Source organism: Thauera sp. GDN1 (genome assembly GCF_029223545.1).
In the GTDB taxonomy this organism is placed as follows: domain Bacteria; phylum Pseudomonadota; class Gammaproteobacteria; order Burkholderiales; family Rhodocyclaceae; genus Thauera.
The window spans coordinates 2,345,769-2,364,284 of the sequence record NZ_CP097870.1 but is presented as its reverse complement, the minus strand read 5'-3'; the positions used below and the strand labels follow the sequence as shown (position 1 = coordinate 2,364,284).

Genomic DNA, 18,516 nt, shown 5'->3' with positions numbered 1-18,516 from the left:
CCCGTGCCACGCGCGCGTCGGATCCCTGCCGATGGCGGTAACATCGCGGCATGTCCGCTCGAAACCTTCCCGTCCTGACGTTCTGGTATTCGGTGTTCAAGACCACGGTCAAGCTGTGGCTCGACGCGCAGGTCTTCGTGCATGCGGCGGCGCTGGCCTTCTTCACCGTGTTCTCGGTGGCGCCGGTGATGATCGTGGCGGTCACGCTGGTCGGCTTCGTGCTCGGCGAGAGCGCGGCGCAGGGCCAGATCGTCGAGCAGCTGCGCGCGGCGATCGGCGACGAGGCGGCGGCGGCGGTGCAGACGGCGGTGGAGAACAGTCGCATCCAGCACAGCGGCCTGCTGCCGACGCTGGCGGGCGTCGCCGCCATGCTGTTCGGTGCCACCACCGTGTTCACCCAGATGCAGACTTCGTTGAACGCGATCTGGGGGGTCGCGCCGCGGCCCACCCGTAGCAGCGTGTTCATCTACATGAAGACGCGCCTGCTGTCGCTGGCCGTGGTGCTGGGAATCGGCTTCGTGCTGCTGGTGTCCTTGATGCTGAGCGTGTTCGTGCGCGGCGTGGTCGCGTTCGCGCAGGACTGGCTGCCGGTGCCGGTGCCGGTGGTGCTCGGGGTGGACTGGGTGGTGTCGCTGGTGGTGATCACGCTGCTGTTCGGGACGATCTTCCGTGTCCTGCCCGACGTGGTGCTGCGCTGGCGCGACGTGGTGCTGGGCGCCTTCGTGACCGCGCTGCTGTTCGCCTTCGGGCGGGCGCTGATCGCGATCTACCTGTCCACCACGGCGACCGCGTCCACCTACGGTGCGGCCGGCTCGCTCGTGCTGCTGCTGCTATGGGTGAATTATTCCTCGCTGATCCTGCTGTTCGGTGCGGCCTTCACCCGTGCGCACCTGCAGGCGCGAGGGCGTGCGGTGCGGCCGCGCGCGACGGCGATCTGCGTGCACCGGCAGCTGATCGAGGACTGAGACGCGCACGGATTCAGTTGCGCAGCAGCTGCAGCTTGAAGTGGTGCTCGATGAAGGACTGGAACTTGGCCACGCCCTCGAGTGCGAGGCGCAGTTCGCCCTGTTCCATGGCGTTGAGGTGTTCGAGCGCGATGTAGTTGCTCGGCGTCGTGTCGGTGCGCAGGGCGGCGACCTGGCCCTGCAGGCGCATCAGCACGAGGAAGTCGAAGGCGGCGCGCAGGTCGGCGACCTGTTCGGCCTTCATGACGCCGGCTTCCACCAGCGCCTCCATGCGGTCGTGCGTGCTGCCGTGCAGCCTTCCGGCTTCGATCGCGAGGGCCTTGATGCCGTCGGTGATCGCGAAGATGCCGGCCTTCTTGAGATCGAGCTGACCGCGGTGAGGGCCGGATTTGTCCACCTTGATGCGTCCGAACCAGCCCAGCGGCGGCGCGAACTGCGTCATGTTCTGGGCCATGCGCACCAGGAAGCCCTGTTCGTTGGCCATGTAATGGAAGGCATGGGTGCGCAGCGTGTCCACCAGGTCGGCGCGGCCGTAGAGCGGACGCAGGTCCATGAACATGCTGCCGGTCATCACGTTGTCCGGCGTCGGCGTGGACAGCCAGCGCGTCAGCTCCTGGCGCCACTCGGACAGGCTGCGCCGCCACTGCGGATTCTTGGCCATGATGCCGCCGGGGCAGGGCGGCACGCCGATCGATATCAGCGCATCGATCAGGTCGCCTGAGAACGCCTCCAGGCGGGCGAGGGCCTCGCCGCTCACGCTGTCGTCGTAGATGATCGCGTTGTCCTGGTCGGTGGACAGGGTCTGCTCGCCGCGTCCTTCGCTGCCCATCACCACGAAGGCGAAATCCCCGGTCAGGTCGGGGTACTTCTCCGCCCGCAGCAGATGGATCAGCCGGATCAGCACCTGGTCGTTGAGGTTGGCGATCAGCTTCACCATCTCGCGGATCGCGATCCCGGTGCCGGCGAGGTGGATGATCAGTTTCTGGATGCGCTGGTGGAGTTCGCGCAGCGCGTCGATCGAGTCCGCCTTCTCGATGTCCAGCACGAGCTGATGCGGCGAGTGGGCCTGCAGGCGGAGGATGTCGGTGACGGTGATGATGCCGGCGAGCACGCCCGCCTGATCCACCACCACGAGGCGATGGATGTTGTGGCGCGACATGCGGTAGAGCGCCTCGTAGAGGACGTCGTCCTCGGCGATCGTCACCAGCGGGCTGCTCATGACGTCCGCCACGCACAGGCTTGCCGGATCCTTGCCGGTGGCGACGACCTTGTTGCGCAGGTCGCGGTCGGTGACGATCGCGAACGGCTTGCCGTCGGCGAGCACGACGACACACGAGATGCTGCGCGCGCGCATCTGCGCGACGATGTCGACCAGGGCGTCGTCGGCCGTGCAGCTGACGACGCCACGCTGGTAGAAATCGCGGATTGGACGAAAGAACTGATTCTCGTCGGCCATGCCTCTCGGTGCCTCGGATGCTGCGGACATGCCTCATTCTACCCGTGGCGGGTCGGTCAGGCTTGCGCAGGCTGGGCGCTGCCGGCTCAGGCGGCGGACTGCAGCGCGTGTTCGAGCAGCAGGCCGGGGTCCAGGGCCACGACTTCGCCGATCATGATCAGCGCCGGGGTGCGGATCCCGGCTTCGCGAACCGCCGCGGGCAGGTGCGCGATGTTGCTGTGCACGCCGCACTGGCCCGGGGTGGTCGCCGCATGGATGACGGCGGCCGGGGTGTGCGCGGGCAGGCCGTGGGCGATCAGCTGCGTGCAGATGATGTCGAGCGCGCCCAGGCCCATGTAGATCACCACGGTCTGGCGGGGGCGGGCGAGGGCGGTCCAGTCTAGGTCGACGGTATCGTCCTTCAGGTGTCCGGTGGCGAAGACCAGGGTCTGGGCATGCTCGCGGTGGGTCAGCGGAATGCCGGTACAGGATGCTGCGCCCGCGGCCGCGGTGATGCCGGGGACGATCTCGCATTCGAGGCCGGCGTCGAGCACCGCCTGCATCTCCTCGCCGCCGCGGCCGAAGATGAAGGGGTCGCCGCCCTTGAGGCGGACCACGTCCAGGCCCTCGCTCGCCAGCTCCACGAGCAGACGGTTGATCGCGTGCTGGGGCAGGGCGTGATTGCCGGCTTCCTTGCCGGCATACACCCGCCGTGCGGCGGCGGGGATCAGGTCGACGATCGCTTCCCCGACCAGATGGTCGAAGACCACCACCTGGGCCTGGGTGATCAGGCGCTGGGCCTTCACCGTCAGCAGGTCCGGATCGCCCGGGCCCGCACCGACCAGGAACACCTTGCCTGCGCCGCGGCTCGCGCCCTGGCGAGCGCCCGCGCTGCGGCTCCCCGATGCGCCCAGGCGAGCGGGGGAGCGGGAGGGCGCACGGAAAGCGCGCGTCGCGCCGCTGCCGAAGGGCGAAGCGTCTGATACCTGATGTCCTGCGTACATTTAGAAGCTCCCACCCTGGCGCGCAAGGCTTGAAATTATGGGGCGATCCATGGCGACGGGTTCGCTGCGAGGTTTCCGGCTAACACATCCGGAACCCCGGTCGAAGCTGTATTCGCCCGTCCCGGACTGCATTTCGGTGCCACTGAACTTTATCCTCAGGCTTCGTGGGGAAAATTAATTCACATCAAGGATGGGGGCTCCTGAGAAAAACCATACTGCCGTCACAACGTCGTTTCATATCCCGTGTCGTGTAAGGAGAGGGCAATGCAAAAAACTCGTTTGATCGGTTCGGCGCTCGCGATGGCGATCCTGCCGATGGCCATGAGCAGTGCATGGGCGCAGGAAGCGCCGAAGCTGACTGCCGAGGAGATGGAAAAGGGCAAGCTCATCTACTTCGAGCGCTGCGCCGGTTGCCACGGTGTGCTGCGCAAGGGCGCCACCGGCAAGAACCTCGAGCCGCACTGGACCAAGACCGCGCCTGATGGCACCAAGCTCGAGGGCGGCACGCTCAAGCTCGGTACCGATCGCCTGGAGAAGATCATCTCCTACGGCACCGAAGGCGGCATGGTCAACTACGACGACATCCTGACCAAGGAAGAGATCAACCTGATGGCGCGCTACATCCAGAATGAGCCGCCGATCCCGCCCGAGTTCTCGCTGAAGGACATGAAGGACAGCTGGAAGCTGATCGTTCCGGTCAAGGACCGTCCGACCAAGCAGATGAACAAGGTCAACCTGAAGAACGTGTTCGCGATCACGCTGCGCGACGCGGGCAAGCTGGCCCTGGTCGATGGCGACACCCACAAGATCTGGAAGATCCTCGACACCGGCTACGCGGTGCACATCTCGCGCCTGTCGGCTTCAGGCCGCTATGTCTACACCGTCGGTCGTGACGGCCTGACCACCATCATCGACATGTTCTACGAAGAGCCCACCACGGTCGCCACCGTGCGCCTGGGTTCGGACGCGCGTTCGGTCGACACCTCGAAGTTCAAGGGCTACGAGGACAAGTACCTGATCGGCGGCACCTACTGGCCGCCCCAGTACTCGATCATGGACGGCGAGACCCTCGAGCCGATGAAGATCGTGTCGACCCGCGGCAATACCGTCGATGGCGACTATCACCCCGAGCCGCGCGTGGCCTCCATCGTGGCCTCGCTGACCAAGCCGGAGTGGGTGGTCAACGTCAAGGAAACCGGCATGATCCAGCTGGTGGACTACAGCGACATCAAGAACCTGAAGACCACCACGATCGAATCCGCCAAGTTCCTGCACGACGGCGGCTGGGACGCGTCGGGCCGCTACTTCATGGTCGCTGCCAACGCCTCGAACAAGGTCGCCGCGGTCGACACCAAGACGGGCAAGCTCGCCGCGCTGGTCGACACCGCGAAGATCCCGCACCCGGGTCGTGGCGCCAACTTCGTCCATCCGGAGTTCGGCCCGGTCTGGTCGACCGGCCACCTCGGTGACGCCGTCGTCTCGCTGATCTCCACCGCTTCCGACGATCCGAAGTTCGCGAAGTACAAGGAGCACAACTGGAAGGTGGTGCAGCAGCTGAAGATGCCGGGCGCTGGCAACCTGTTCGTCAAGACGCACCCGAAGTCGAAGAACTTCTGGGCCGACGCGCCGATGAACCCCGAGCGTGAGATCGCTGAAGCCGTGTTCGTGTTCGACAAGGCCGATCTGAAGAAGGAGCCGGTCCGCCTCGACGTCGCCAAGGACTCGGGCCTGCCCGAAAGCAAGGCGATCCGTCGTGCGGTGCAGCCCGAGTACAACGAGGCCGGCGACGAAGTCTGGATCTCGCTGTGGGGTGGCAAGACCGACCAGTCCGCGATCGTGATCTACGACGACAAGACCCTGAAGGTGAAGAAGGTGATCACCGACCCGGCCATCGTCACGCCGACCGGCAAGTTCAACGTGTATAACACGATGCACGACGTCTATTGATCGGCCTGTACGACCGTAGCTGAACACCCCCCGCGCTCCGGCGCGGGGGGACACGAGGGAAGAATTCCATGTCAGATCGAAACAGCGACAACCTCAAACAAGAAGATTCGGGCGGCTTCTGGGCACGCCTGCGCCGCCCGTCGAAGAGATCGCTGGGCGGTCTGTTGGCTGTTGGAGTCGTGCTGGGTGTGCTGCTCTGGGGCGGTTTCAACACCGCGATGGAAGCCACGAACACCGAGAAATTCTGCATTTCCTGCCACGAGATGTATGACAACGTGTATCAGGAATACAAGGAAACGATTCACTACCGCAACCGCACGGGCGTGCGTGCGGTGTGCTCGGATTGTCACGTTCCGAAGGACTGGACGTACAAGATGATGCGCAAGATCCAGGCGTCCCGCGAGGTCTGGGGCAAGATTACCGGTACCATCGACACCCGCGAGAAGTTCGAGGCCAAGCGCCTGACCCTCGCCCGGCGTGAATGGGCGCGCATGAAGTCGGTCGACTCGCGCGAATGCCGTAACTGCCATAGCCTGGAGAGCATGAACCCCGAGGTTCAAAAGCAGCGCGCACGCAAGCAGCACGAGATGGCCATCGCTGACAAGATGACCTGCATCGACTGCCACAAGGGTATCTCCCACAACAAGCCGGCAGGCATGACCGAGGAAGACGAGATGTAAGGTTCGCCCTGCATCGAGGCCCAACCCAAGCACAGTGAGGAAATGACGATGAAGAAAACCATGATTGCTGGCGCCGTGGGCGCATTCCTGGCGTTCGGTGCCGGTAGCGCGATGGCCGCTGCGCCCGACTGGGGCAAGGTCGAGGCCAAGGACTTCACCCTGTTCTATCCGGGCGTGTCGCCGCTGGAGTGGATCCAGAAGGGCACCGAGCACGGTGGCGCGCGCGCGCTGAAGAAGGGCGAGACCTGCGCCGACTGCCACAGCGAAGAAACCGCCGACATGGGCAAGAAGATGGCCAGCGGGCAGAAGATCGAGCCGACGCCGATCGCCGGCAAGGCGGCGTCGATCCCGGTCAAGGTGCAGGCCGCGCATGACGGCGAGAACCTCTACCTGCGCTTCTCCTGGAAGCAGCCGGCTGCCTCCGGCGCGGCGAAGATGGACGACAAGAACCCGGTCAAGATCGCGTTCATGCTCGAGTCCGGCGGCAAGGTCGAGCTTGCCGACCAGGCCGGCTGCTGGGCCACCTGTCACACCGATTCGCGCACCATGCCCGGCGCCGACGAAGCCAAGACCAAGTACGTGAAGGGCGCCTCGCTGGCCGAGGGCAAGTTCTACGACCTCTACCAGTGGCGTAGCGGCGAGAACAAGGGCTTCGACGGCTACGTCGCCGACAAGCGCGTGATGGAAGGCGGCAAGGCCCTGGTCAGCGCCGAAGGCAAGAAGGACGGCGACAACTGGACGGTCGTGTTCACCCGCAAGCTGGCGGGCGGCGAAGGTGACGTGGCGCTCGAATCGGGCAAGGCCTACAACTTCGGCTTCGCAATCCACGACGACAGCGCCGCGGGCCGCTTCCACCACGTCTCGCTCGGCTACAAGCTGGGTATCGACGCCGACGGCCACGTGAAGGCTGCCAAGCAGTAAGCGCACGGGCCATCCGTTCGCACTTGCGAGCGGCCTGCCCCCGAGCGGAAGTCCGGGCCCTGCGGCCGGGGCTTCCGCTTTTTCGTTTGCTATCCTGAAGGCGTCACAGCAAGGAGGTCAGCATGAAATCCGTAGCGATGGTGGTGGGTCTGGCGGGCGCAATGCTCGCGCTGGGTTTCCCGGCTGCGGTCGCCGCGGCCGAGCACGTCGTGGTGATCGAGAAATACAGCTTCAGTCCGGCCGAGCTGCGCATCGGCAAGGGCGACACCGTGACCTGGAGCAACAACGAGAAGCGGGTGAGCCACTCGGTGCTGTTCATCGAACGCAGCGAGGAATCGGAGCGCTTCTTTCCGGGCGAGAAGTGGTCGCGCACCTTCCCCGAGGCCGGGCGCTTCGAGTATCGATGCGGCCCCCATCCAGAGATGCTCGGCGTGGTGATCGTCGAGTGAGGTGCGGCGCGTGGCCGGCGGGCAGGGCGCCGGCACAACCCCACGCCGGGCATGGTTGATTCGAGTCAAGGTTTCATGCCGGCCGAAAGGCCATTCTGTCCGCGACTGCATCGCCGTTGGATTCCAGCATGAAACTCCCGCCCCTCGTCGCTCACGTGGTCGTCCTGATCGGTGCGGCCGTCGTCTCGGCGCTCGCATCCGCTGCCGACACCCTTCCTGCATCGCCCGATGCGCAGCGCGCGCGCGAGCTGGTGCATATCGTCCGCCAGGACTGCGGGTCCTGTCACGGGCTCACCTTCAAGGGCGGGCTCGGTCCTGCGCTTACCGCAGAGGCACTTGAGGGCAAGCCGGCGGAGAGCCTGGTCGCTACCATCATCGGCGGCCGTCCGGGGACGCCGATGCCGCCCTTCGGCTCCATCGTCACCGAGTCCGAGGCCGAATGGATCGTCGATCAGTTGATGCGCGGCTTTCCCCCCGACGCGGGGCTGCCCCAAGCGCGCAGCATGAACTGATCTCTCCGCCGCTGCCGCGCGCGGAGCTCCAATACCCCGGGGCGCATGCCCCGCCCTGAAGCCGGAGCCCTCATGTCTTCCCTGAAAGTCCGTCTTGCGCCGCCCGCCTTGTGGGGGGTGGTCCTGTCCGCCATGGTCGCCCTGCTGTCCGCCTGTTCGACCACGCCGCCCGCGGCGCTGCGCGGCACCGGCGATCTCGGCGTGGTGATCGAGCGCGCCGATGGCAACGTCAAGGTCGTCGAGACCAGCGGTCGCAGCGTGCTCGCCACCGTCGGCGGGCTGGGCGACCTGTCGCACGCCTCGGTGGTGTTCTCGCGCGACGGCCGCTACGCCTTCGTGTTCGGGCGCGACGGCGGCCTGACCAAGGTCGACCTGCTCGAGCGCCGGATCGCCGGCCGCGTGGTGCAGGCGGGCAATGCGATCGGCGGCTCGATCTCGCACGACGGCAGCCTGGTGGTGGTGCAGAACTACGAGCCGGGCGGCATCAAGGCCTTCGACGCCAATACGCTGGAGCTGGTCGCCGACGTGCCGGCCACCACCGAGGACGGCACCCGCTCCAAGGTCGTCGGCCTCGCCGACCTCTCCGGCAGGCGCTTCATCTATTCGCTGTTCGAGGCGGGCGAGATCCGCATCACCGACTTCTCCGATCCGAAGAACCCGGTCACCCAGCGCTTCCCCGGCGGCAAGCAGCCCTATGACGCGCTGGTCAGCCCCAATGGCCGCTACTACATCGCCGGCCTGTTCGGCGAGGACGGCCTCGCGCTCATCGACCTGTGGAACCTCGACAAGGGCAGCCGCAAGATCCTCTCCGGCTACGGCCGCGGCGAGCAGCCGCTGCCGGTGTTCAAGATGCCGCACCTGCGCGGCTGGTCGATCGCCGGCAACCGTGCCTACCTGCCGGCGATCGGCCGCCATGAGGTGCTGGTGGTCGACACCGACACCTGGCAGGAGGTCGGCCGCATCAAGGTCAAGAGCCAGCCGGTGTTCGCGATGGCGCGCCCCGACGGGCGCGAGATCTGGGTGAACTTCGCCTTCCCCGACAACGGCTGGGTGCAGGTCATCGACACCGTGACCGGCCAGGTCACCGACACGCTGCAGCCCGGGCGCGGCATCCTGCACATGGAGTTCCTGTCCAAGGGCCACGAGATCTGGCTTTCGGCGCGCGACGACAACAAGGTCGTGATCTACGACACCGCGACCAAGAAGCAGATCGGCGGCTTCGACTCGCTGAGCCCGAGCGGCATCTTCTTCACCACGCGCGCCGCGCGCACGGGCTTCTGATGCCGCGCCAGCTCGTCCTGCCCGAGGCGGTCGACGCCACCGCCTTCCGCCTGCTCAACGAGTGGCAGCGCGACTTCCCGATCGTGGCGCGGCCTTTTGCACGCATCGCGGAGGCGGTCGGCAGCAGCGAGGACGAGGTCCTCGTCGCCTACCGGCAGATGATGGCGCAGGGCCTGGTGAGCCGTGTCGGCGCGGTGTTCGCGCCGCGCCGGCTGGGGGCGAGCGCGCTGGCCGCGCTGGCCGCGCCGCCCGAGCGTCTGGAGGAGGTCGCCGCACGGGTGACCCGCGAACCCTCGATCAACCACAACTACCAGCGCGAGCATCGCTACAACCTGTGGTTCGTGGTCACCGCGGCCTCGCGCGCGCAGCTCGACGAGGTGGTCGCCGGCATCGAGCGCGACACCGGCTGCGCGGTCATCGTGCTCCCTCTGGAAGAAGAGTTCCACATCGACCTCGGCTTCGACCTCAAGCAAGGGGGACAGGAGCGCAGGGCGCGTCGGGCGAGCGCTGCCGGCGAGCCGATCGCGCTGGCAAACGGCGACGAGGGCTGCAGGCTGCCGGAGGGCGACCGCCAGCTGATCGCCGCGCTGCAGGGTGGCCTCGCGCTCGAGCAGCGGCCGTTCGCACGCCTTGCGGCGAACGTGGGGCTGGATGAGAGCGCAGTGATCGGGCACATCGAAGCCTGGCTTGTCGAGGGCCTGATCCGGCGCTTCGGCGTCGTGGTGCGCCACCATGAGCTCGGCCTCGAGGCCAACGCCATGTGCGTGTGGGACGTGCCCGATGCGGAGGTGTCCGAACTCGGTCGCCAGCTCGCGCGCGAGGCCGCGGTCACGCTGTGCTACCGGCGCAGCCGGGTGCTGCCCGACTGGCCCTACAACCTGTTCTGCATGATCCATGGCAGCGCGCGCGAGGAGGTGCTGGCCGCACGCGAGGACATCGCCGCGCGCCTCGGCCTCGACCGCCATCCGCATGCGGTGCTGTTCAGCTGCAGGCGCTTCAAGCAGACCGGGGCACGCTACCTCGGCACCCGGGATGTCGCCAATGTCTGAGTCCACGAACACCACGGCGGCGCCCGCCGGACGGCGCGGCGTGGCCGCAAGGCGTGCGCCCGACGACATCGACCGCCGCCTGATCAATGCGCTGCAGGGCGAGTTCCCGCTCACCGAGACCCCCTTCGCCGACATCGGCGCCGCCCTCGGCCTGGCCGAGGCGGACGTCATCGCCCGCCTGCAGTCCCTGCTCGACGATCGCGTGCTGACGCGCTTCGGTCCGATGTTCCAGATCGAGCGCATGGGCGGCGCGTTCTGCCTGGCAGCGATCGCGGTGCCCGAAGCGCGCTGGGCGGAAACGGTGGAGGCGGTCAACGCCTTCCCTGAAGTGGCGCACAACTACCGTCGCGAGCATGCGCTCAACATGTGGTTCGTGCTCGCCACCGAGACCCGGGAAGGCATCACCGACTGCGCGCGCCGCATCGAGGCTGCCACCGGCCTGGTGGTGCACCTGTTCCCGAAGGAACGCGAGTATTTCGTCGAGATGAGGCTGGAGGCCTGATGGTGCAAGCGATGCCCGACAACCGAGCGGTGGCCCAGGCGGACGAGGGGGGCGGGACGCATGCGCCCGAGGTTGATGGCGCCGGCCTCGCCGAACTCGACCGCCGCCTGGTGCTCGCCACCCAGGGTGGATTGCCGCTGGTGCCGCGGCCCTACGCCGCGGTGGCGGCGCAACTCGGCGTCGACGAGGCGCTGGTGCGCACGCGCCTGGCGGCGATGCTCGCCGACGGCCGCATCCGCCGCATCGGCGCGGTGCCCAACCACTACGCGATCGGCTACACCGCGAACGGCATGAGCGTGTGGGACATCGACGATGCGGTGATCGACGCGGTTGGCGAGCGCGTCGGCGCGCTCGACTTCGTCACCCACTGCTATCGCCGTCCGCGCCACCTCCCCGACTGGCCTTACAGCCTGTTCGCCATGGTGCATGCCGGCAGCCGCGAGGCGGCGCTCGAGCGCGTGGAGGAGATCGCCGCGCTGATCGATGCCGAGTTCCCCGGCGCCTGCCGTGGTCGCGACGTGCTGTTCTCGGCGGGCATCCTGAAGAAGACCGGGCTGCGGATCGGCGGCTGAAAGCGCTGGCGGACTGTCGGCGCGCCGCCCCTCCCGCTGATCGGGAGGCCCTTGACCCGCGTCATTTTCTGCACGCGGCGGGTCGGGTCAAATGAGCCCCATTCAGGAGGCTCCCATGTTCCGCATCTCCCAATTCATCCGCGAGCTCGACCACCCGACCCCCGCAGGCCCGCGCCGCAATCCGCCCGGCCCGGTGGTGATCTGGAACCTGATCCGGCGCTGCAACCTGACCTGCGAGCATTGCTATTCGATTTCGGCGGACAAGGATTTCCCGGGCGAGCTGAACACTCAGGAAGTGTTCAAGGTCATGGACGACCTGAAAGCCGCGCGCGTGCCGGTGCTGATCCTGTCCGGGGGCGAGCCGCTGCTGCGCCCCGACATCTTCGACATCGCCCGTCGCGCCAAGGGCATGGGCTTCTACGTCGGGCTGTCGTCCAACGGCACGCTGATCGACGAATCCAACATCGACGCCATCGACGACATCGGTTTCGACTACGTCGGGGTCAGCCTGGACGGCATCGGTGCGACGCACGACCACTTCCGCCGCAAGCAGGGCGCGTTCGAGGCTTCGATGCACGGCATCCGCCTGTGCCGCGACCGCGGCATCAAGGTCGGCGTGCGCTACACGATGACCGAGGGCAACGCCCACGACCTGCCCGCGCTGCTGAAGCTGGTCGAGGACGAGCGCATCGACAAGTTCTACTTCTCGCACCTCAACTACGCCGGCCGTGGCAACAAGAACCGCGCTGGCGATGCCCGCCACCGCACAACCCGCGAGGCCATGGAGCTGCTGTTCGAGACCTGTCTCGACCTGCACCGGCGCGGCATCGACAAGGACTTCGTCACCGGCAACAACGACGCCGACGGCCCCTTCCTGCTGCACTGGGTGCAGCGCCGCTTCCCCGAGCAGGCCGCCCACATCGAGGCCAAGCTGCGCCAGTGGGGCGGCAATGCCAGCGGGGTGAATGTGTCCAACATCGACAACCTGGGCATCGTGCATCCGGACACCATGTGGTGGCACGTGCCGCTGGGCAACGTGCGCCAGCGCGCCTTCGGCGAGATCTGGAACGACCTCTCCAATCCGCTGCTGGCCGGGCTCAAGCAGCATCCACGCACGCTCGAAGGGCGCTGCGGCGCGTGCAGCTACCTCGACATCTGCAACGGCAGTTCGCGCGTGCGCGCCGAACAGGTCACCGGCAATCCGTGGGCGGAGGATCCGGCCTGCTACCTGTCGGACGAGGAAATCGGCGTCAGCGCCGAGGACTACGGCGCCGAACGCGTGGTCACCACCCCCTGGACGCGCATCAACAAGGTGTCGGCATGAAATTCCGCGCCTCGACCCTGGCCTGCCTGTTCGTGCTCGCGGGTGGCGTGGCGGCCTTGCCTGCCGTTGCGTCGCCGGGCAAGGCCGCGCCCCAGGCTGCAGCGGCCGAGGCTGCCGTAGCGGCCGGGATCGACGTGGCCGCGCTCTATGCGCAGCACTGTGCGGCCTGCCATGCCCCCAACCGTCTCGGTGCGATGGGGCCGGCGCTGCTGCCCGACAACCTCGGCCGCCTGCGCAAGACCGAGGCCGTCAAGGTGATCGCGCAAGGCCGGCCCGCCACGCAGATGGCCGGCTTCGCCGCACAGCTGAGCAAGGACGAGATCGCCGCGCTCACCGACTGGATCTACACCCCGGTGGTGCCCGAGCCGCGGTGGACCGACGACGACATCCGCGCCTCGCGCATCGTCCATGTCGACCCGGCCACCCTGTCCGACAAGCCGGTGTTCGACGCCGACCCGCTCAACCTGTTCCTGGTGGTGGAGGCGGGCGATCATCACGTCAGCGTGCTCGACGGCGACAAGCTCGAGCCGATCCATCGCTTCCAGTCGCGCTTCGCGCTGCATGGCGGACCCAAGTTCGCGGCCAACGGGCGCTACGTGTTCTTCGCCTCGCGCGACGGCTGGATCACCAAGTTCGACATGTGGAACCTGAAGGTGGTCGCCGAGGTGCGCGCCGGGATCAACACCCGCAACGTCGCCGCCTCGCCGGACGGCACCCACGTCGCGGTGGCCAACTACCTGCCCAACACCCTGGTGCTGCTCGACGGCGACCTCAACCTGGTCAAGACCATCCCGGCCTCCGATCGCGACGGCAAGCGGAGCTCGCGCGTCTCCGCGGTGTACGATGCCACCCCGCGCCAGTCCTTCATCGCCGCACTCAAGGACGTCGGCGAGGTGTGGGAGATCAGCTACACCAAGGCGGTCGAGGACATCCCGATCAGCTACATCCACGACTACACCCAGCGCGAGGGGAGCTTCATCCCCGGCTACCTGAACCCGCGCCGCACCATCCTCGCCGAGGTGCTCGACGACTTCTTCTTCACCCAGGACTACTCGGAGCTGATGGGCGCCTCGCGCGACGGCGTCGGCCAGGTGGTCAACCTGGACGTGCGCAAGAAGATCGCCAACCTGCCGCTCGACGGCATGCCGCACCTGGGTTCCGGCATCACCTGGGAGTGGAAGGACCCCGCCGCCGGGCCGGATGCCGCGCCGCGCACGGTGATGGCGAGCACCAACCTGAAGGCGGGCGAGGTCACGGTCATCGACATGAAGACCTGGGAAGTCGTCAGGCGCATCCCCACCCGCGGCCCCGGCTTCTTCCTGCGCAGCCACAGCAACAGCCGTTTCGCCTTCGTCGATTCGATGATGAGCCCGGAGGCGAAGCACATCCTGCAGGTCATCGACAAGCACACGCTCGAGGTGGTCAAGGAGATCATCGGCGAGCCGGGCAAGACGCTCGCCCACATCGAGTTCACCCGCGACGGCCGCTATGCGCTCGCCAGCCTGTGGGAGGACGAGGGCGCGGTGATCGTCTATGACGCGCAGACCCTCGAGGAAGTGAAGCGCCTGCCGATGCGCAAGCCGGTGGGCAAGTACAACGTCTGGAACAAGATCACGCGCGAGGAAGGCACCAGCCACTGAACCCCGGCGGCCGGAACCGCTTCGGCCGCGAGCGTGACCCCTTCATCAACCCCTTCAGAACGAAAGAGATAGGAACATGGCGCTGATCCGCCTCGACGAACCGACCACCAAACGCATCCCGCCCGAGACCTTCTCGCTGTGGGCGCTCGCCTTCCGGCCCTTCTACCTGCTCGCCGCGCTGTTCGCGGCGATCGCTGTGCCGGTGTGGGCGGTCGCCTACTCCGGCGCGATCGAACTGCCCATGCCGGGCATCTGGTGGCATGCGCACGAGATGATCTTCGGCTTCGCGGTCGCGGTGATCATCGGCTTCCTGTTCACCGCCGGGCGCAACTGGACCGGGCTCGACACGCCCACGGGCAAGCCGCTGATGGTGCTCGCCGCGGTGTGGCTTGCCGGCCGGCTGGCGATGGCCTTCGGCAGCGGCGCCTGGGTGGCGATCGTGGACCTGGCCTTCCTGCCGGTGGCGGCGGGGATGCTGCTCACGGTGCTGATCAAGGCCAAGAGCAAGCGCAACTACTTCGTCGGCGCGCTGCCCGCCATGCTCGCGCTCGCCAACCTGTTCTTCCACCTCGCTGCGCTCGGCGTGATCGAGGCCGATCCGCTGACCGCGATGCATCTGGCCCTCGGCCTGGTCGTGCTGCTGGAGACCATCGTCGGCGGCCGGGTGATCCCGATGTTCACCTTCAACGCGGTGCGCGGCGTCAAGCAGTGGCGCAACGTGAAGGTGGACTGGGCGGCGGCGATCGCCACCGGCATCGCGCTGCTGCTGTGGGCGCTCGGTGCCGGGGCGTGGGCGGGCGCAGTGTCGCTGCTCGCCGCCGCGCTGCAGGCCGCGCGCGTGGGCGGCTGGAACCCGTGGGCGACGCGCGGCCAGCCCATCCTGTGGGTGCTGCATCTGGCCTATCTGTGGATTCCGCTCGGGCTGGCGCTGATCGCGCTGACCCAGTTCGGCGTGCTGCCGCGTTCGGCGGGCATCCACGCGCTGGCGATCGGCGCCACCGGCGGCCTGATCATCGGCATGATCACCCGCACCGCGCTCGGTCACACCGGCCGCATGCTGGTCGCCGGCGGCATCGAGACCGCAGCCTACGCGCTGGTGCTGATCGCCGCCCTGCTGCGGGTGCTGACGGTGGGCTTCCTCCCCGTGGCGCAGCTCGGCGGCGTGCATGCCGCGGCCACGCTGTGGTCCGTCGCCTTCCTGCTCTATCTGTGGCGCTACGCGCCCTTCCTGTGGCGGGCACGGGTCGACGGCAAGGAGGGCTGAAACCGCGGCGCGCAATGCGCGCCGGGCAGAAAACGCGAAAGGGGCCTTCCGGCCCCTTTTTCAATGGCGGGGCGCGGCCGGTCGCTCGCGCCAGCCGGACCCGCTGCGCACATGGCCTGAGGACCCGGGGCGGGCGGCCGGCCCGGCACAGGGAGCCTCGGCATCGGCGGGTTGTCCCCAGCCGGTGGGGACAGGCCTGTGTGCCGGCTTGTGGATAAGTGCCGCCAGCCCATGTTGGCCATGGGCTGGCGGAGACTGCTCAATGTTGAGGCAGGGGGTCAGCCCAGGCTCTTGCGCAGGCGGCCGATGTCGGGGATGTGGATGGTCCTGCCCTCGACCTGGATCAGGCGGGCATTGGTGAGCTCGTGCAGGATGCGCGAGAAGTGTTCCTGGGTGAGGTTGAGCCGCGAGGCGATCGTGCCTTTGCTGGTGGGCAGGCGGATCGAGACCTGGCCTTCGGCCACGCCTTCGCCTTCGCGCTCCTCCTCGCGCAGCAGGTAGCCGATCACGCGTTCCCGCCCGGAGCGCAGCGAGTAGCTCTCGACGTCCGCCATCAGGTGGTGCAGGCGCTGTGCCAGTCCGGCGATGATCTTGCGACAGAAGGTCGGATCGCCCGCCATCTCCTCGAAGAACACCTGCTTGCCGATGTACAGCAGGGTGGCGTCGCTCAGCGCCTGCGCCATCACCACGTAGGGCTTGTCCATGAACATCACCGCCTCGCCGAAGCTCTTGCCCGGATGCAGGATGTCCACCACCTTCTCGTTGCCGTCGGCGGAGGTGAAGGCGAGCTTGATCTGGCCGCTGAGGATCAGGTGGAAACCGGTGCAGGGGTCGCCGCGGTGGAACAGGATGTCGCCCTTGGCGACCTTCACCTCGCGCACCCCACGCGCGAAACGCGCGATGTCGGCACAGGCGAGCCCGTTGAACAGCGAGGCCTGGCCGAGCAGGCGGCACAGGCGCTCGACTTCCGTCATGGGCAGGTCGGCGGGCGTGGCGCCCTGCAGCGCCTCGCGGCACACAGTGTCGCAGTGGTTCATGGCGTCAACGCGTGAGCTGGGCATAGAACATCGGTAGTCGGGCCGGCAGTTCGTCGGGCTGGCGGATCACCGCGAAGCCCGCCGGGCCGAACAGGTGGGGCAGGTAACTGGCACCTTCGCGGTCGATGGTGACGCAGAACGGCACCACACCGCGATTGCGCGCCTCGACCACTGCCACCCGGGTGTCCTCGATGCCGTAGCGGCCGTCATAGAGGTCGAGGTCGTTGGGCTTGCCGTCGGACAGGATCAGCAGGATGCGGCGCGCCGCCGATTCCTTCTCCAGGGCGTGGGTGGCGTGGCGGATGGCCGCGCCGAGCCGGGTGTAGTAGCCGGGCTTGATCGCCATGATGCGTCCGCGCGCGCGGTCGTCGAAACGCTGGTCGAAGTCCTTCAGGCGGTGAAAGCGCACGTTGCTGCGCTTGACCGAGGAGAAGCCGCACAGCGCGAAGCGGTCGCCGGTGGCGAGCAGGGCCTCGCCGAACAGCAGCAGCGAGTCGCGGATGACGTCGATGACGCGGGCCTCGGAGGAGATCCAGGTGTCGGTGGACAGCGACAGGTCGGCGAGCGCCAGGCAGGCGAGGTCGCGTTCGCGCTTCTCCAGCGACAGGTAGAGCTGGTCGGAGGGGTGGTGGCCGATGGCGCGGTCGGTCGCAGCACGCACCACCGCATCGATGTCGAGCTCGCTGCCGTCGGTCTGGGCCTTGAGCCAGCGCCGCCCCGGGGTGAGCGCGGCGAACTGGCGGTGCAGCCGGCGGGCCGTGCGGCGCAGGTGCTCGGGCAGCGGGCAGGGCGCGGCGCGCGGATCGTGCGCGGCAGGCGTGAGCTCGAGCAGGCGCACGTGGTCCTCGCGCAGCAGGCCCTTGCGGTAGTCCCATTCCGGCAGCGGGATGCCCTCGCCGAGCACGACGTCGTCCTCGGCCGCCGAGGGCAGGTCGAGGTCGAAGCGCACCTTGGAGGCTACCCGCTCGCCGTCGCGGGTGATGGCGAGCTGTTCGAGGTTGGCCGCGGCATCGGCGGCGTTGTCGTCGGGATCGTCGTCGGTGCTGCGCTTGACCTTGATGAACTCCGCGACCGACAGCAGGCTCTCGGCGCGGAAGGGGATGATCATGCCGTGCTTTTCGGGCGCGTCGTCGTGGCGCTCGACGCGGTGGGCCTGCTCGCTGCTGTCGCGACCGGGCTTGCTGTTGCCGGCCTCGCCGGCCGCGCCGGCGTTGGCCGCGCCGGTGAGCCCGCCCTGGCGGGCGCCGCGGAAGTCGCTGAGCCACAGCAATACCGGCTGGGTCGCCCTGGCCTTGGGCGGCAGGACGGGGAGGGCGGCGACGCTGCCCGGGGCATGCAGGGCCTGGCGCAGCAGGCGTTCGCGTTCAGCTTCGGCGGGCGGCAGCTTGTCGAGCTTGGGGCGTTGCGCGATCACCGCGTCAACCAGGCGGCGGTAGCGTGTCTCGATGCCGGGCCAGCGCTGCAGGGCGCGCAGCGTGGCACGCTGGTTCGCCCGCAGTTCCGCGGTGGCGGCATCGTCGACGCCGCTGCCGGGCAGGGGCGCGAGCGCGGCATCGGCAGCCGCGTCGGCCTCGGCGTCGCCGGGGGCGTGGCCGGCGGCGAGTGCGGCGAGCCACAGGTAGAGGTCGCGGTTGAGGCCGCGCTCGGGCAGGGCGTCGATCGCGGGCGGCAGGCGCAGCGTGGCGATGTCCATGCGGCCGCGGGCGATGCGCTCGTCGGCGCCGGCGATGCGCTGCAGCAGGCTGCGGCGGGCACCGTGGGCGTCGGCCGTGGCGGCCGCGACGCGCAGGCCGGGATCGCCGCCCAGCGCCCGGAAGAACACGCCGGCGACCTTCTCGATCTCCTTCAACTTGACCGCCGCCTTGGGAAAATGCCCGCCGGCGGCGCGGGTGATCAGGCGGTGCCAGAGCAGGCCTACGGTTTCTTCCATGGTC

General features: G+C 68.0%; 17 protein-coding genes. 13 read left to right on the top strand and 4 right to left on the bottom strand.

Features of this window, described 5'->3' with window-relative positions; genetic code table 11:
* Positions 1-50 precede the first annotated feature (50 nt).
* Positions 51-965 (top strand): YihY/virulence factor BrkB family protein, encoded by a 915-nt coding sequence (locus CKCBHOJB_RS10925; RefSeq protein WP_281048698.1) that lies wholly within the window; start codon positions 51-53, stop codon positions 963-965.
* Between the two features lie 13 nt (positions 966-978).
* Here the strand turns inward: CKCBHOJB_RS10925 and CKCBHOJB_RS10920 are convergent, their stop codons facing one another.
* Together CKCBHOJB_RS10920 and cobA are read right to left on the bottom strand one after the other, a co-directional pair.
* On the bottom strand, positions 979-2,421 hold the full coding sequence (locus CKCBHOJB_RS10920; RefSeq protein ID WP_281048697.1) for a putative nucleotidyltransferase substrate binding domain-containing protein: 1,443 nt from the start codon (positions 2,419-2,421) through the stop codon (positions 979-981).
* Positions 2,422-2,507: 86 nt separating this feature from the next.
* A complete protein-coding gene (gene cobA / locus CKCBHOJB_RS10915) occupies positions 2,508-3,404 on the bottom strand; it encodes a uroporphyrinogen-III C-methyltransferase (protein WP_281048696.1) in 897 nt (298 codons plus the stop codon).
* 264 nt (positions 3,405-3,668) lie between these two features.
* Here cobA and CKCBHOJB_RS10910 point away from each other — a divergent pair, with 264 nt between their 5' ends.
* From CKCBHOJB_RS10910 to CKCBHOJB_RS10855, 12 genes are all read left to right on the top strand, one after another.
* Positions 3,669-5,351, top strand: a complete 1,683-nt coding sequence (locus CKCBHOJB_RS10910) for a cytochrome D1 domain-containing protein (protein WP_281048695.1) — start codon at positions 3,669-3,671, stop codon at positions 5,349-5,351.
* Positions 5,352-5,419: 68 nt separating this feature from the next.
* Positions 5,420-6,031 carry a NapC/NirT family cytochrome c gene (locus CKCBHOJB_RS10905; protein WP_281048694.1) on the top strand — a complete coding sequence of 204 codons (612 nt, stop codon included), beginning with the start codon at positions 5,420-5,422 and terminating at the stop codon, positions 6,029-6,031.
* Positions 6,032-6,073: 42 nt separating this feature from the next.
* Complete coding sequence (locus CKCBHOJB_RS10900; protein ID WP_281048693.1) at positions 6,074-6,952, top strand: ethylbenzene dehydrogenase-related protein; 879 nt, start codon at positions 6,074-6,076, stop codon at positions 6,950-6,952.
* 137 nt (positions 6,953-7,089) lie between these two features.
* The gene (locus CKCBHOJB_RS10895; RefSeq protein WP_348634869.1) at positions 7,090-7,401 is read left to right on the top strand and encodes a plastocyanin/azurin family copper-binding protein; all 312 of its coding nucleotides are present in this window, start codon (positions 7,090-7,092) and stop codon (positions 7,399-7,401) included.
* Between the two features lie 128 nt (positions 7,402-7,529).
* Positions 7,530-7,913 (top strand): cytochrome c, encoded by a 384-nt coding sequence (locus tag CKCBHOJB_RS10890; protein ID WP_281048691.1) that lies wholly within the window; start codon positions 7,530-7,532, stop codon positions 7,911-7,913.
* A gap of 72 nt (positions 7,914-7,985) precedes the next feature.
* A complete protein-coding gene (locus CKCBHOJB_RS10885) occupies positions 7,986-9,194 on the top strand; it encodes a cytochrome D1 domain-containing protein (RefSeq protein WP_281048690.1) in 1,209 nt (402 codons plus the stop codon).
* Positions 9,194-10,243, top strand: a complete 1,050-nt coding sequence (locus CKCBHOJB_RS10880) for an Lrp/AsnC family transcriptional regulator (RefSeq protein ID WP_281048689.1) — start codon at positions 9,194-9,196, stop codon at positions 10,241-10,243. Before CKCBHOJB_RS10885 ends, CKCBHOJB_RS10880 begins: the two co-directional genes overlap by 1 nt.
* A complete protein-coding gene (locus tag CKCBHOJB_RS10875; RefSeq protein WP_281048688.1) occupies positions 10,236-10,745 on the top strand; it encodes an AsnC family transcriptional regulator in 510 nt (169 codons plus the stop codon). Before CKCBHOJB_RS10880 ends, CKCBHOJB_RS10875 begins: the two co-directional genes overlap by 8 nt.
* A gap of 11 nt (positions 10,746-10,756) precedes the next feature.
* Positions 10,757-11,317, top strand: coding sequence for an Lrp/AsnC family transcriptional regulator (locus CKCBHOJB_RS10870; protein ID WP_281048687.1), 561 nt, complete (start codon positions 10,757-10,759; stop codon positions 11,315-11,317).
* A gap of 115 nt (positions 11,318-11,432) precedes the next feature.
* The gene (gene nirJ / locus CKCBHOJB_RS10865; RefSeq protein WP_281048686.1) at positions 11,433-12,641 is read left to right on the top strand and encodes a heme d1 biosynthesis radical SAM protein NirJ; all 1,209 of its coding nucleotides are present in this window, start codon (positions 11,433-11,435) and stop codon (positions 12,639-12,641) included.
* Positions 12,638-14,281 (top strand): cytochrome D1 domain-containing protein, encoded by a 1,644-nt coding sequence (locus CKCBHOJB_RS10860; RefSeq protein WP_281048685.1) that lies wholly within the window; start codon positions 12,638-12,640, stop codon positions 14,279-14,281. Before nirJ ends, CKCBHOJB_RS10860 begins: the two co-directional genes overlap by 4 nt.
* A gap of 76 nt (positions 14,282-14,357) precedes the next feature.
* Positions 14,358-15,545 carry an NnrS family protein gene (locus CKCBHOJB_RS10855; protein WP_281048684.1) on the top strand — a complete coding sequence of 396 codons (1,188 nt, stop codon included), beginning with the start codon at positions 14,358-14,360 and terminating at the stop codon, positions 15,543-15,545.
* Positions 15,546-15,823: 278 nt separating this feature from the next.
* Here CKCBHOJB_RS10855 and CKCBHOJB_RS10850 read toward each other — a convergent pair whose 3' ends face one another.
* Positions 15,824-16,582, bottom strand: a complete 759-nt coding sequence (locus CKCBHOJB_RS10850) for a Crp/Fnr family transcriptional regulator (RefSeq protein ID WP_281048683.1) — start codon at positions 16,580-16,582, stop codon at positions 15,824-15,826.
* Between the two features lie 4 nt (positions 16,583-16,586).
* Positions 16,587-18,512 (bottom strand): VWA domain-containing protein, encoded by a 1,926-nt coding sequence (locus tag CKCBHOJB_RS10845; RefSeq protein WP_281048682.1) that lies wholly within the window; start codon positions 18,510-18,512, stop codon positions 16,587-16,589.
* Positions 18,513-18,516: the final 4 nt, after the last annotated feature.